The organism is Pseudoxanthomonas sp. UTMC 1351 (assembly GCF_040948865.1).
Classification (GTDB): Bacteria; Pseudomonadota; Gammaproteobacteria; order Xanthomonadales; family Xanthomonadaceae; genus Pseudoxanthomonas_A.
The window spans coordinates 12,368-26,486 of the sequence record NZ_JAVGJT010000014.1 but is presented as its reverse complement, the minus strand read 5'-3'; the positions used below and the strand labels follow the sequence as shown (position 1 = coordinate 26,486).

The following is a 14,119-nucleotide window of genomic DNA, read 5'->3' as shown; positions in this document are numbered from 1 at the left end:
AGCAAGTGCCTTCCGAAAATCCCGGCCCGATTGCGAACCCCGAAGGGGCGCGCCGCCTGGGGCGTGTTGACCAGCCATTCGGCTGTTGAAGAGCGCCTCTTTGCCTACTTTCTTTGCACGAGCAAAGCAAAGTAGGGCCCCGCGGCAGGCGCGTAGATCATCTGCTCCGATGGATTGTCCGCGCCACCGCCCATGAAGCATCAGATGAACAGCTTTAATACTGAAAACTTGCGGCTTACTTACACCACCATTACCCAGCAATCACACAACCTCCTCCGCAAATCCACCAACACGCCATCCTCACACCCCTCAGCCCCACCCCTTGGCAGAATCCCCCCGGAACCTCCAACAGGGCCGCCATCAGCCGCAATGCCTGCGCTAAACGTCCTCACCGTGAATGTGCATATGGGTTTCAACCTGCTCAATCGGCGCTTCATACTGCCGGAGCTACGCGATGCTATCTGCGAAGTCTCCGCGGACATGGTGTTCCTGCAGGAAGTGCTGGGCGAGCACGCGCGGCATGCCAAGCGTCATCTGAACTGGCCGGACGGACCGCAGTACGAGTTCCTGGCCAATACGATCTGGACCCAGTTCGCGTATGGCCGCAACGCGGTCTATCCGCACGGGCACCACGGCAACGCGTTGCTGTCCAAGTTCCCGATCCTCCGCTATGAGAACCGCGATGTATCGATGGATGGGCACGAAGAACGCGGCCTGCTGCATTCGGTCGTCAGCTTACCCGGCCACACTGACGAACTGCACACCATTTGCGTCCATCTGGGCCTGCGTGAGGGACACCGCCAACGGCAATTGGGCTTGCTGTGCGGCATCATCGATACGTTGCCGGCCGATGCGCCACTGATCGTCGCCGGTGATTTCAACGATTGGCGGGCACGCGGCCACTCGACGATGCTGGCGTGCGGTCTGCATGAGGTCTTCGAACGAGCGCACGGCCGGTTGGCGCGCACGTTTCCGGCAAGCTGGCCGTTACTCCCGGTGGACCGCATCTACCTGCGCAATGCCACCGCCCGTGAACCGCGCGTGCTCTCGGCACGCCCATGGTCGCACCTGTCCGATCATGCGCCGCTGATCGCGGAGATCACACTGTGAAGAACGTATCGGTTTCGGGTGGCTTGTGGCGAGAGGGCAACCGTGCTCGCTTGCTGGAAAATGGCGAGGAATTCTTCGCGCGCACCTTCGAGGCGATCTCCGCCGCGCAGCAAGAAGTACTGCTGGAAACCTTCATCCTGTTCGAGGACAAGGTGGGCCTGGAACTTCACCAGCGGCTTCTGGAGGCGGCAAACCGCGGCGTGCGCGTCGAGTTGGTGGTGGACGGCTACGGTTCGCCGAGCTTCACCGAGGATTTCCTGGCGAAGTTGATATCCGCCGGCGTGAAGTTCCGCGTGTACGATCAGCATCGGCCATGGCTGGGCATGCGCCTGCATGTGTTCCGCCGCATGCACAGGAAGCTGCTGGTTATCGATGAGCGCCTGGCCTTTGTCGGTGGTATCAACTATTCGGCCGATCATCTGGCTGATTTCGGACCAACGGCAAAGCAGGACTATGCCGTGGAGCTGGAAGGACCGGTGGTAGCGGATATCCATAGCTTTCTCAAAGCGGCCATCGCCTCAAAAGGCACCGGTGAATCGTGGCGTCCCGCCAAGACCGTGGAAGCACCTCCGGATGCATCTTTGGTGGGAGATACGCAGGCGCTGTTCGTGCCGCGCGACAATGCGCACCGTACCGACACCATCGAGCGCGAATACCGCAATGCGATCCGCAATGCTCAACGCGAGGTACTGATCGCCAATGCTTATTTCTTCCCCGGCTACGGCTTCCTGCGCGATCTTCATCATGCGGCGCAACGCGGCGTCAAGGTTTCCCTGATCTTCCAAGGCGAGCCGGATAAGCAAATCGCATTGACCGCCGCCCGTACGCTATACCGGCACATGCTGGATGCGGGCGTGTGCATCTATGAATATTGCGAGCGGCCTTTCCACGGCAAGGTGGCACTGATCGATGACGATTGGACCACCGTCGGGTCCAGCAACCTGGATCCCTTGAGCCTGTCGCTGAATCTTGAGGCCAATGTCTTCATCCGCGACCCGGTCTTCGCACGTGATCTGCGCGAACGCCTGAGTAATCTCATGCAGCAGCACTGCTACGTGGTGGATCCGGCGACGGTACCGCAGAGCCGCTTCTGGCAGTCCGTCACGCGGCCGGTGGTATTCCACTGTCTGCGGCATTTCCCCGATTGGGCGGGCTGGCTGCCGGCACATACGCCGAAGACCGCGTTGGTGGCCCCGCCTGCGGTGCAGGAGGCGCAGACACAGCAAGCAGGAAAAGCGCCGTGAAGAAGCCGCGCCATCCGCATCTTCGGCGTGCTTTGAAGTGGCTGTTCGTCGTGTTCCTCATCTTCGTTACCGCGTTGCTGGTCCGCTACGCGCGCTCTGTGGATTGGGCCCATGTCGGCGACGCCATCGCCAGCTATCGCATCACCACACTGATGATCGCGGCGGCACTGACACTGACCAGCTATCTGCTCTACTGCGGATACGACCTGGCGGCTCGGGTTTACGCCCATCATTCGCTTTCGACAAGGCGAGTGATGGTGATCACCCTGATCAGCTACGCTTTCAGTCTCAATCTTGGTGCGATGATTGGAAGCGCCGGCTTCCGCTATCGCCTGTACTCGCGCTCGGGACTGAACGTCGGCACCATCAATCGCATCGTCGCTTTCAGTATTTCAACCAACTGGCTCGGCTACGCCGCCGTGGCCGGGACGGTGTTCGCCGCACACGTGCTGTCGCCACCACCAGACTGGGAAATCGACACCTCCGGCTTGCGGCTGCTGGGATTCACGCTACTGGCCATCGTGGTGGCCTATCTGATCGCGTGCCGGCTATCGCACGGCCGCGTGTTCCACGTGCGCGGTCGCCACTTTCGCCTGCCGTCGTTGCGTCTGGCTTTGTTGCAATTGATATTGGCCAGCGCCAACTGGTCGGTCATGGCCGCCCTCTTGTTCGTCCTGCTGGGGCAACAGGTTGCCTACCCGGTGGTGTTGGGCGTGATGATGCTTTCAGCGGTCGCTACTGCCATCGCGCATATCCCTGCTGGCATTGGCGTGTTGGAAGCGGTTTTTCTGGCACTGCTGGGTCACTTGGTACCGCAACCGCAATTGTTCGCCGCATTGTTGGTCTATCGCGCGTTTTATTACCTGGTGCCGTTGTTGCTAGGCGTGGTGTTGTATGCGGCGTTCGAGGCGAAGGGGAAGCGGGGGGCGGTCTCTTAAGGCGCTAGGAAGTGGAAAAGCTCTCGTATTGCCGTTCTCCCTCCGGGGTGAGGGCATGCGGCTTACGAGCCATGGCTCGTGCATGCCTGAACGCCCTGCGCGCTGCGCAGGGCCGGGGCGCAGAGCGACGTGGCGCGCAGCGACGGATGAGGGAATGAGATATCAGTTTGTAGCGAAGTGCCGCTAGCAAGTCATTCCCATTCCCTCATCCGCCCTTTGGGCACCTTCTCCCGGAGGGAGAAGGACGAGACACCCGTCAATCCACTGTTTCACCCGACAAAGGTGTCGCCAACATCGAGGCGCGCTGTTCGAACTCATCGAACCAGGCAGCGAGCTTGGGCCGGTTGGCACGAAAATCAGGAAGTTCGCGGAACTCGATCCACGCCAATGCCGTGGCCACCGCGATATGCCCCACGTGCACCGGCGCCGCAGTATCCAACTCCTGCTCCAGCCAGTCGTAGCTCGCGATCAGCTTGTCCACGTAGCCGTCCCTCAGCGGCGGATACCGCAGCGGTTCGGGCCGCCGGACGGTTTCCCAGCGCACTGCAATACCGGCGTCGGCAATGCCCTGGGTGACCGATTGCACACGCAGGGCCTGCCAACGCGCCTCGCCTTCCACAGGAATCAACCGGCGGCCGTCGTGCAACCGGCCCCTGTGCAATGTATCCAGGTAGGCGCAGATCACGTCCGAGTCGAACAGCGATGGCAGTCCTGGCCGCACCAGCACGGGGACCTTGCCGAGTGGGTTCTCCGCGAACACTTCCGGGTTCCTGCGTGTCGGGCTGGTTTCGTGATGGACGACCTGCAGGCGGTCCGCCAAACCCGCCTCGTGGGCGAAGACCAGGACCTTGCGGGCGTAAGGCGAGTGGGTTTGATAGAGAAGTTTCATGCGGTTCCAAGCGAAGGACGCCGGTGAGAATGGCCAAGTAGGAATGGTACGAGCGCCACCATCGCTTTTAGCCGCAACATTGCTACTGTGTTCGCTTAAATTCCGCGTTGTAGACGCTCTAACATGCGCAGGCCATGGAACTCGACCGATTCGATCGTCAGCTGCTGAACCTTGTCCAGGAAGACGCTGGCCAGACCGCCGAGCGCTTGGCCGAGCTGGTGCCATTGTCGCCGTCAGCTATCCAGCGCCGGCTCAGGCGTCTGAGGGAGAAAGGGGTGATCGCTCGCGACGTCGCGGTGGTCGACGCCAAGAAAGTGGGTAACCCGACGTTCTTCGTGGTCTCGCTGCACGTGGAACGCGAACGACCCGAACTTCTGGCACAGCTGCGAACGTGGTTGGCCGCGCAGGCGCACGTCCAGCAAGCCTTCTATGTCACCGGCGAAACCGATTTCGTCTTGATCGTCACCGCACCTGACACCGAAACCTATGATGGCCTGATGTACCGGCTGATGAGCGAGAACCCGAACGTAAAGCGGTTCACGACCAACGTGGCGCTGGGCGTACTCAAGCGCGGATTGATGGTGCCGGTTCCCTTGGACGTGGAAGAATAATCCGCGCAGGCGCATCTTCACCGCAGCAAGCTGGCGTCCTCCGCGGTTTCGCCGCATAAGCGCGGTTGAAATCGACGCTTGGCATCGCCTCGCTCCGCCACACTGGCGGGATGACAAAGACACCTCTTCACGATTTCGATATCACCCATATCTGGGAGGACTATCGCCCGACCCGCCTGATCGGGCTGCCTTCTCTGGCCAAGCTGACCGGGGTAGCCCGCGTGTTCGCAAAACTCGAAAGCGAGCGACCGCTCGGCAATTTCAAACTCCTGGGCGGCATGGTGGCGGGGCTATGGGCTCTTGCTCGCGCGGCCGGCGTATCGACACCTCTGAAGCTACGTTTGCGGCCAAAACGCGCCCGTTTGCTGCCGAAGCTGGTGTGTGCCAGCGACGGCAATCACGGCTTGGCCGTCGCGGCCGCCGCGCGATGGGCGGGAACCACGGCGACCATTCACCTGCCGGTGAGTGTCAGCCGGTTTCGCGTCGATCGGATCCGCTCGCTGGGCGGAGCCGTTGTTACGGTAGATGGCAGCTATGACGATGCGGTACGACAGGCGGCCGCAGCGGCGGCCGACGGTCAGGGCATCCTGGTTTCGGACACCACTACCGACCTTAACGACATCGTGGTTGCCGATGTGATGCGAGGTTATTCGATCATCACTCGGGAACTGGCGATTCAACTCGATGAAGCGCGCGTGCGGCCCAGTCATCTGTTCGTGCAAGCCGGCGTCGGGGGGTTGGCGGCGGCGATGGCCGAAGGCTTGCATATGCGAATGCGTCCTCCCGGCAGGATTCTCGTCGTCGAACCGGAACGCGCCGCTTGCGTCGCGCGCGGCCTGGAAGCCGGGCAACCGGTTTCTTTAACCGGCGACCTGGAAACCGTCGCCGAGATGCTTTCCTGCGGCACCGCTTCAGCGCCGGCGCTGGCTATTTTGCAACGGCACCACGCGCAGTCGGTCGTCGTCACCGACGACCAGTTGCGGTTCGCCGTCGATGCGCTGCGCAGAGCCGATGGGCCGGAGACGACCGCATCCGGTGCGGCGGGGCTTGCTGGTTTTTTGAAAGCTGCCGCCGATGCGCAGTTGCACGCGTTGCATGGCTTGGACTCTTCCAGCGATGTACTGCTGGTGGTGACGGAAGGTCCGGACTGAAGGCGGTTATTTCTGTTAGGAGTTTCCTCAGCCTTCGCGGGGCACCAGAATGAGTTAACCGAGCCAGCTTTTCTTTACCGTACTGACGATGAAGAGCTCGCAGCTGGAGGCGACTCTTACAAAGGCAAAAACCTTTTTTGTAGGAGCGCCGTCTCGGCGCGAGCTCTTCGCTTTATCGCGACCTGATGGAAAGAGCTCGCGGCGGGACGCCGCTCCGCGCCCCGGCGGCCTTCCGGTATGCGCGATCATGAGCACGCCGCAGCGCGCCCAGATGGCGAACGACAGGGCTTCAATTACTCTTTGCTTTTATCGCGACCTGATGGAAAGAGCTCGCGGCGGGACGCCGCTCCTACATAGACAAAAGCCGATCCTACATAGACAGAGGCCACTCCTACAGCGGCGGTCGTGGTTGAGGATTCTTGTTGACGCTACGTAACGGCCGTTTGGCAGAGGATGCAACTCCCTCCTCTGCGATTCCGACCTCTATGGCCAAGCGGTCATCCCCCCAGCCCACCGATACCCGCGGCCAACATGGCGCCATACAACTGCCGGGGCTGTCGATCGACAGCTACAACCTGGTTATCCACGACCCGGAGGGTGATGGATTCATTGGCGACCGCGCCAGCCAGACGGCATTTCGCGATCTGTTGGATGCGGCACGCAAGCAGCGCACCGGCAAGGATCCGTTCGGCAAAGAGCCGAGTAATGAGATCGGCAAGAAGGCCATCGATCTGGTGCTGGTAGGAGGCGATCCCGACGCCGCGCACTTGGTACATATCGCGATGGAAGAGTACGCACAGCGGTTGGCTCACGTGGTGCGCTGCTTTCTCGCACAGAAAGAATGGGAAGGCGTGGAGCGGATCGTGCTGGGCGGCGGTCTTCCGGAAAGCAAGACCGGGGGTTTGGCGATCCGGCGGGCGATGCGCCTGCTCAAGCAATCGCGCGCCGGCGTGGACCTGCACATCCTGCGGCACGACGCCGACGAAGGCGGCCTGCTGGGGTGGGTGCACTTGCTACCCGGCGAGGCCAGCAAACATCACGATGCTTTTCTAGCGGTGGATGTGGGTGGCACCAACCTGCGCTGTGGGATCGTCGAACACCGGCTCGGCCGCGAAGACGACGGATCGAAGGCGCGCGTCATCGAGCACATGCAGTGGCGGCACGCCGATGACGAACCCAACCGTGGGGAAGCGGTTACCCGCCTGGCCGGCATGCTCAACGGGCTGGCGGCCCAGGCTCGCACGTTGGGCGTGAAGCTCGCGCCCTTCGTCGGCATTGCCTGCCCGGGCCAGATCCAGGAGGACGGCAGCATTCTGCATGGCGCACAGAATCTGCCCGGTGACTGGGAAGCGCCGTTCAATCTGCCGCAAGCGCTGAGCGAGCACCTGGACCACATCGGCGATAGCCAGCCCGCCGTGGTGATGCACAACGATGCGGTGGTGCAAGGCTTGAGCGAACGCGTCCGCATGCGCAAGGCGCGTCGCTGGGGTGTGCTGACGATCGGTACTGGCTTGGGGAATGCCAGCTACACCAATGCGTGAAGGGCCTCATCGCGTTGGACTTTTGTAGAGCGGAACTCGCTCCGCTGCTTTCCGTGCCACCGCGTAAGAGCAGCGGAGCAAGCTCCGCTCTACGAGGGGTGTCGAATGCTTCATGAGCGATCGAAGCACCGCGCGCGTCGGCCGCGTGGAGCCGACCCAGGTCCGACAAACCTAGGTAGGAGCGCCGTCCCCGGCGCGAGCTTTTGATTTGTTCGCCTCGCCGGTGAAAGAGCTCGCGGCGGGGACGCCGCTCCTACAACAGCGGCCACATCAGCCATACATCTTTCCCGGCGGGTCGCCATGCAAACAGCAGCGGAGCTTGCTCCGCTCTACGAGGACGGACGCGTCCTGAGGCTTCGGAGTATTGAAAATAGAAACAGCTGCCCCTAGTCATCTGCTCAGTCACGTTCAGCACATAGAAGCCGAAAAGGAGACGGCCATGCGTCTGAAGCAGTTGAGAGTCCGTTCGTTGGTGCTGCTCGCTGTGAGCGCACTGCTACTTATCTTGGTAGGGGTGGTTATGTGTTTTGAGTTATTGGGTACCGGTGCTCCGGCATTCTCCTAGCGGCTTCACGGCTCTGGTTAACTTCATTAATCGTTTTTTAATGCCGGATAATCCCGCCATTTTTGTTCTCTTGAAATGCTCCGCTGCTGCCTTATCTGCAGCGTCGGACGGAATCATCGTCCTTTAGCCAACTGGAGACCTCGCCATGAACAGAATGGTTCGTCACCCCCAATAGCCCGGCCAAGGCTTGACGCAGGATCCGATCAAGCAAGTCTTTGACCGCCTGTTTGAGGGGAGTTTGTTCCAGAATGAATCCACGGATGAATCCTCGGTGGTTACCCGCCAATGGATACCGCGCGTGGACATCAAGGAGGAGACCGACCGCTTCGTGCTCTACGCCGACATTCCTGGCGTCGATCCTCAGGACATCGACGTACAGATGGAGAAAGGCACGTTGACCATCAAGGGCGAACGGCGCTTGGAGGAAAATAGGGAAGGCGAAACCTTCTCGCGGATCGAGCGCCGCCACGGCAGCTTCCATCGCCGCTTCGCGCTGCCGGACAGTGCCGACCCGGATGGCATCACCGCATCGGGCCATAACGGTGTCTTGCAGATGATCATTCCGAAGCGGCCGGAAACGACACCACGCCGTATACAAGTCGGCTCCGTGTTGAATTCGTAATCGCTGGTTATTGTCTATCGGCAGTCCTTAGCTTTGCCGGGCGGCCGATTTTCTTAGCGCCGGGCTTTTATCGTAGGAGCGCTGTCTCGGCGCGAGCTTCTCGCTTCTATCGCGATCTGATGGGAAGAGCTCGCGGCGGAACGCCGATCCGCGCCCGATAGCCGCTCCGTGCGCGCAGCCAAGAGCGCGTCGCAGCACGTCCAGGTGGCGAACAGTAAGCGTGTGTGGGGTCTCCGGCCTACCTACGTTCCGCGAACTCTTGTAGGAGCGCCGTCTCGGCGCGAGCTTTGACCAGCTTCGCTGTTGAAGAGCTTGACCAGCTTCGCTGTTGAAGAGCTTTGACCAGCTTCGCTGTTGAAGAGCTTTTCGCTTCTGGCGCGATCTGGCAGGAAGAGTTCGCGGCGAGACGCCGCTCCTACAAAAGCAGCGGCACCTTCAGCACGGCCACAGGCCTTACCGGGGAATACGCGCTGGGGTCGATCCGAGGACTAGACGACCGGTCTAATCGAAGTTAGGATGCGCGCCATGAACACCGCCAGCCCTGATGTCCGACAGCCCGATGTCCGGCAGCACATCCTCGATGCCGCCAAACCCCTGATGGTCGGCAAGGGCTTTACCGCGGTCGGCCTGACGGAACTGTTGGCGGCCGCGCGGATCCCGAAGGGCTCGTTCTATCACTACTTCCCTTCCAAGGAAGCATTCGGCGATGCGCTGCTGAATTCGTATTTCTCCGGCCAACTGGCCCACCTGGATGACCTGTTGGGGCGCCCCGGCACGGCGGCGGAACGGCTGATGAGCTATTGGCAGTATTGGTTGGTCACCCAAACCAGCGACGATCCGAATGCCAAGTGCCTGGCGGTCAAGCTAAGCGCCGAAGTCTGCGATCTGTCCGAAGGCATGCGCACGACCTTGCAACGGGGCATCCAAGGGATCATCCAGCGTTTGGCGCGTTGCATTGATGACGGCCAAGCCGACGGGTCGCTACCGGTGGTTCAGGACGCAAACGTACTGGCGGCGACGTTGTATCAGACGTGGCTGGGCGCGAGTCTGCTTGCCAAGATCAACCGCAATCGCGAGCCGTTGGATATGGCGATGACCGGCACGCGGCAGTTGCTGAATCTTCCTGTTTTGTCTTGAAGCGCGATCGATCGTCCACGTGATTATTTCGTTTGATCATTCGTTTGCCCCAGACCTAGACGACCGGTCTAATTACATCTCGCGATTGCCGACGGTGGACGTTCGTCTCAATGGCCGTCATCCCGGCGTAGGCCGGGACCCAGAGCCTTGCACTTCATCCAGCAAAGTCGCTGGGCCCCGGCCTTCGCCGGGGTGACGCTCCTTCATTACCTCGGACGAGGATGCTTCACCGCCGATCCACCCGATCTCCTGCAATCCGCTGCCGTTGTTCGACCCACGCTCCGCTTCTTCTCAACTCCATCCTGACAAGAGAAACGACATGCCACAGAGCCCCAGCACCAACCGCCGCATCGTCCTGGCAGCGCGCCCGCAGGGTGCACCAACACTGCAGGATTTCCGTCTTGAAGAGGCTCCCGTGCCCACGCCTTCGGAAGGCCAAGTGCTGTTGCGCACGGTGTATCTGTCGCTGGACCCCTACATGCGCGGCCGCATGAGCGACCGCCCATCCTACGCACCGCCACTGGCGCTGGGCGAGGTAATGGTCGGCGGTACGGTAAGTCGCGTGGTCGCCTCCAAGCATCCTAATTTCCGCGAAGGCGATTTGGTGTCGGGCACTGCGGGCTGGCAGGATTACACGCTGTCGGACGGCCAGGAGCTGATGGCGCTCGGCGACACCGCACATCCCTCTTACGCACTGAGCGTGCTCGGCATGCCGGGCTTCACCGCGTACCACGGGCTGTTGAACATCGGCGAACCCAAGCCGGGCGAAACGGTAGTCGTGGCTTCCGCCAGTGGTGCCGTTGGCGCGGTGGTCGGGCAGGTAGCCAAGCTCAAGGGCGCGCGCGTGGCCGGCATCGCCGGCGGTGCCGACAAGTGCCGCTACGTGGTCGAGAAGCTCGGCTTCGACATCTGCCTGGATCGCTACGATCCGCAGTTCGCCCAACAGCTCGCCAACGCATGCCCGGGCGGCATCGATGTCTATTACGAAAATGTCGGCGGCGCGGTGTTCGATGCCGTGTTGCCATTGCTGAACATCGGCGCGCGCGTTCCCGTGTGCGGAATCATCGCGCATTACAACGATAAGGCACTGCCCCCTGGTCCGGATCGCCTGCCGATGCTGATGAACATATTGCTCTACAAGCGCATCCGCGCGCAGGGCTTCATCATTTTGGATCACTACGCCGATGGCTTCGCGCCGTTCTATCGGGACATGAGCGCATGGGTCGCCGAAGGCAAGGTAAAGCTGCGCGAAGACATAGCGGATGGCCTGGAGAATGCACCCGCCGCGTTGATCGGACTGCTGGAAGGAAAGAACTTCGGCAAGGTGGTGGTTCGCGTCGCGGAGTAAATCCGCTGGAAGTTCCGATGCATCATGAGTCTTGCTTTCCCGAACATCTACCGTTTATCGGATCGCTTCAGCAGTGTTCGACGAGCACCTCAAGTAAATGCATTACGTGATTCGAACCGAGAACACTCTGCTGCTTCGCGATTCCACTCGTAAACGGATTTACTACACTCCGATGCACTTATCCCCATTCTTACAGGATGATCACCGCACCCGACGAACGGCGTACCCGGAACGAGGGTACTGAATAAACTGCGGCAGCGCGTGACTTCCCTCCTCAATGTAGTCACTCGCACGCCCGGCCGGGCCGGCAAGGATGCCGGCCCGACCGGATACCGCTACGCAAGGAAGTTCCCCCCCTCAACAGGAAGTTCGCCATGACTACTCGGTATGCCCGCCTTGTTTCCTCGCCGTTGATTTCCGCTGTTCTTGCCCTTTCTTTACTGCTGGTTTCGGCCAGCGCACTGGCCACCCTCAATCCGTGCGTCGAGGGTTATCACCAGCTCACTATCGTCGTCACCACCAACGCCGAGAACGTCGTGGATGGAGATGATCTGTGGGATGACCATCACGCCTATATAAAGAGCAGCCACCGATTCGTGGCCGGCGAACCCGCGCCATTTGTCGTCACCTATAGCCTCACCAAGGGCGTTGAACGGGAGAATCCTCTTGACCCCGCCTCCAACGTGACGGGCAGAACCACATACGTCCTCAACGAGTGCTACAGAACCAGCGAGGACATTCTGCTGCATTGGAGCAAGACCTCTGCGGAGTGGGATCGATTCGTCGAAATCATTGCCTGGATGCAGCGGCCCGGAACCCAGGTAGTGACGTTGCACGATGGAGTGGTCAGGAACTCCCTCTGGCAGCTCGGCGATATTCTTTGACTGTCCCGCGCAATCGCCGGTCCGCGGTTCGCTGGTATCGCAAGATCGCAGGAGCGGCGTCCTCGCCGCGAGCCTTGCTGGACGGTGTGGCAAAAAAGCAAGAGCTCGGGCCGGGACGGCGCTCCTACAGGGACGGTTATACGTGCCGATAGGCCCCAGGAGATAAAAGTCTCATCTGGCAATCTTCGGTGGCGCTGGCGTGATTACGGCCGTACCCTTGCCCGCCTCGCTTGAAACTAGATGAGGCCTCCGGTTTTGGTATTTCGATTTTCCATCTTCATCATATTCATCCTTGTCCTGAGCGCTGGCATTGCGCCGGACCTGTTCAACCACGTGGTTCAAACCACGCTTCATCACGTCACTTCCGGTGCCGGCTGGCTGTATCTGCTGATCGTCTTCGTAACGCTGGTGTTCCTGCTGACACTGGCGTTTGGACGTTTCGCCAATCTGCGCATTGGCGGCGAGGACGCCGAGCCGGAATTTTCGAATGGTAGCTGGCTGGCATTGCTGTTCGCCGCCGGAATGGGCATCGGTTTGGTTTTCTGGGGAGCGGCCGAGCCGATCTCACACTACGCCAAACCGCCGGAAGCTTTGTCGCCATTGAGCGTGCAGGCTTCGCGCGCCTCGATGCGTTACGTATTCTTTCACTGGGGCCTGCATCCTTGGGCGATCTACGCGCTGATCGGACTGGCGATGGCGTGGTTCCAGTTCAATCGCAACGGATGCGGGCAGATCAGCGATCTTCTGCAGCCGGTGATCGGCAAGCATCACCGCGGCTGGATTGGCGGGGTGGTCAACGTGGCCGCGGTCGTGGCGACCGCCATTGGCGTGGCGACCACGCTGGGCTTGGGCACGATCCAGATCGCCGCCGGCCTGCAACGGGTGACGGGTGTCGCCGACTCCATATCCTTGCAGATGGGCATCATCAGCGTGGCTTTCCTGCTGTACATGGCATCGACTCTCAGCGGCGTCAATCGCGGCGTCAAATGGCTGTCGACGATCAATCTGGGACTGGCAGTACTGCTGCTCGCCCTCATGTTGCTCCTGGGCCCGACCGGCTTCATCTTCGACACGTTCACCACCACGCTTGGCAGCTATCTCTCCCGATTGGTGGAGATGAGTCTGCGGATGTCGCCATTTTCCGGTGATCAGTGGGTCGCCAACTGGACCATCTTTTACTGGGCCTGGTGGATCGCCTGGGCGCCTTTCGTTGGCTCCTTCATCGCACGGGTCTCACGCGGACGCACGGTACGCGAGTTCGTGCTTGGCGTGGTGGTAGCGCCTACTTTGCTTGGCTTCGTGTGGTTTTCGGTATTCGGCGGGACTGCCTTGTGGGCGCAAACCTTCGGCCATGTCGATCTCACCGGCATTCTGAACACGGGCTATGAAAATGTATTGTTCGCGCTGTTCGACAGCCTGCCGATGCCGGGACTACTGACGACGATCGCTCTCCTGCTGCTGATGATATTTTTCGTTACCTCAGCCGATTCAGCGGTGTTGGTGCTTTCGAGCATGTCGACCAGCGAGGTTGGCGACCCGCCGATCAGCAGACGCGTGATCTGGGGCGTCGCGGTGGCGCTCATTTCGGTGGCGTTGCTGCTGGCAGGCGGACTGGTGGCGCTGCAGAACATGATCATCATCGCGGCGCTTCCGTTCGCATTGCTGATGCTGCTGGTGATCGTTTCGCTGTATCGCGCCTTGAACCAGGAGCACCTGCTACAGAAGCGCAAGATTCAGCGCGAACGCCACGCTATTGAGCAGTGGATCAGGCAAGAGCAGGCAGCTCAGTCGGTATCCAGCGTGGAGCCAGAAGAAAGCGAACGTCACTGAAGTCGTTCGCATCAGTTTCCGGGTCACCGTCGTCCGGCGCTGCTACAGGGCGCCGGAATGACGGACGACCCTCGTGTTCTCTCAAGAGCGCTCCCTTCCACCAAGCTCAATACAACTACTCCGAAAAATTTCGCAGACATTCACCGGAACAGCCGACTGTCGCTGGAAACAAGATGAAGCCTTCCCGACAGCGACTCAGCGAGTGATTAACTTCGGCTTCGCAGCAAGGGAGTGCTGTTAAACTCCCCC

At 60.7% G+C, this 14,119-nt stretch carries 12 protein-coding genes; 11 read left to right on the top strand and 1 reads right to left on the bottom strand.

Going from position 1 to position 14,119, the window contains the following annotated elements; all coding sequences use genetic code 11:
• The first annotated feature begins 369 nt into the window (after positions 1 to 369).
• From AB6O04_RS11235 to AB6O04_RS11225, 3 genes are read left to right on the top strand one after another with little or no spacing between them, the layout of a single operon-like run.
• Positions 370 to 1,110 (top strand): endonuclease/exonuclease/phosphatase family protein, encoded by a 741-nt coding sequence (locus tag AB6O04_RS11235; RefSeq protein ID WP_368564000.1) that lies wholly within the window; start codon positions 370 to 372, stop codon positions 1,108 to 1,110.
• Positions 1,107 to 2,354 (top strand): cardiolipin synthase ClsB, encoded by a 1,248-nt coding sequence (clsB, locus tag AB6O04_RS11230; protein WP_368563999.1) that lies wholly within the window; start codon positions 1,107 to 1,109, stop codon positions 2,352 to 2,354. The genes AB6O04_RS11235 and clsB overlap by 4 nt, the downstream gene beginning before the upstream one ends.
• Positions 2,351 to 3,292 (top strand): YbhN family protein, encoded by a 942-nt coding sequence (locus AB6O04_RS11225; protein ID WP_368563998.1) that lies wholly within the window; start codon positions 2,351 to 2,353, stop codon positions 3,290 to 3,292. Before clsB ends, AB6O04_RS11225 begins: the two co-directional genes overlap by 4 nt.
• Positions 3,293 to 3,548: 256 nt before the next feature.
• Here AB6O04_RS11225 and AB6O04_RS11220 read toward each other — a convergent pair whose 3' ends face one another.
• A complete protein-coding gene (locus AB6O04_RS11220) occupies positions 3,549 to 4,181 on the bottom strand; it encodes a glutathione S-transferase family protein (protein WP_368563997.1) in 633 nt (210 codons plus the stop codon).
• Between the two features lie 134 nt (positions 4,182 to 4,315).
• On the opposite strand from AB6O04_RS11220, the gene AB6O04_RS11215 reads away from it, so the two are divergent.
• The 8 genes from AB6O04_RS11215 to AB6O04_RS11180 all read left to right on the top strand — a co-directional run bounded on the left by AB6O04_RS11215 (position 4,316) and on the right by AB6O04_RS11180 (position 13,870).
• Positions 4,316 to 4,792 carry an Lrp/AsnC family transcriptional regulator gene (locus tag AB6O04_RS11215; protein ID WP_368563995.1) on the top strand — a complete coding sequence of 159 codons (477 nt, stop codon included), beginning with the start codon at positions 4,316 to 4,318 and terminating at the stop codon, positions 4,790 to 4,792.
• Between the two features lie 110 nt (positions 4,793 to 4,902).
• A complete protein-coding gene (locus AB6O04_RS11210; RefSeq protein WP_368563994.1) occupies positions 4,903 to 5,943 on the top strand; it encodes a pyridoxal-phosphate dependent enzyme in 1,041 nt (346 codons plus the stop codon).
• A 485-nt stretch (positions 5,944 to 6,428) separates the two neighbouring features.
• Positions 6,429 to 7,484, top strand: a complete 1,056-nt coding sequence (locus AB6O04_RS11205; protein ID WP_368563993.1) for an ROK family protein — start codon at positions 6,429 to 6,431, stop codon at positions 7,482 to 7,484.
• Between the two features lie 752 nt (positions 7,485 to 8,236).
• Positions 8,237 to 8,671: an Hsp20/alpha crystallin family protein gene (locus AB6O04_RS11200; protein WP_368563992.1), complete on the top strand. Its 435-nt coding sequence runs from the start codon at positions 8,237 to 8,239 to the stop codon at positions 8,669 to 8,671.
• Positions 8,672 to 9,196: 525 nt separating this feature from the next.
• Positions 9,197 to 9,808 carry a TetR/AcrR family transcriptional regulator gene (locus AB6O04_RS11195; protein WP_368563991.1) on the top strand — a complete coding sequence of 204 codons (612 nt, stop codon included), beginning with the start codon at positions 9,197 to 9,199 and terminating at the stop codon, positions 9,806 to 9,808.
• 319 nt (positions 9,809 to 10,127) lie between these two features.
• Positions 10,128 to 11,156: an NADP-dependent oxidoreductase gene (locus tag AB6O04_RS11190; RefSeq protein WP_368563990.1), complete on the top strand. Its 1,029-nt coding sequence runs from the start codon at positions 10,128 to 10,130 to the stop codon at positions 11,154 to 11,156.
• Positions 11,157 to 11,530: 374 nt separating this feature from the next.
• On the top strand, positions 11,531 to 12,040 hold the full coding sequence (locus AB6O04_RS11185; RefSeq protein ID WP_368563989.1) for a hypothetical protein: 510 nt from the start codon (positions 11,531 to 11,533) through the stop codon (positions 12,038 to 12,040).
• A 255-nt stretch (positions 12,041 to 12,295) separates the two neighbouring features.
• The gene (locus AB6O04_RS11180) at positions 12,296 to 13,870 is read left to right on the top strand and encodes a BCCT family transporter (RefSeq protein ID WP_368564152.1); all 1,575 of its coding nucleotides are present in this window, start codon (positions 12,296 to 12,298) and stop codon (positions 13,868 to 13,870) included.
• Positions 13,871 to 14,119: the final 249 nt, after the last annotated feature.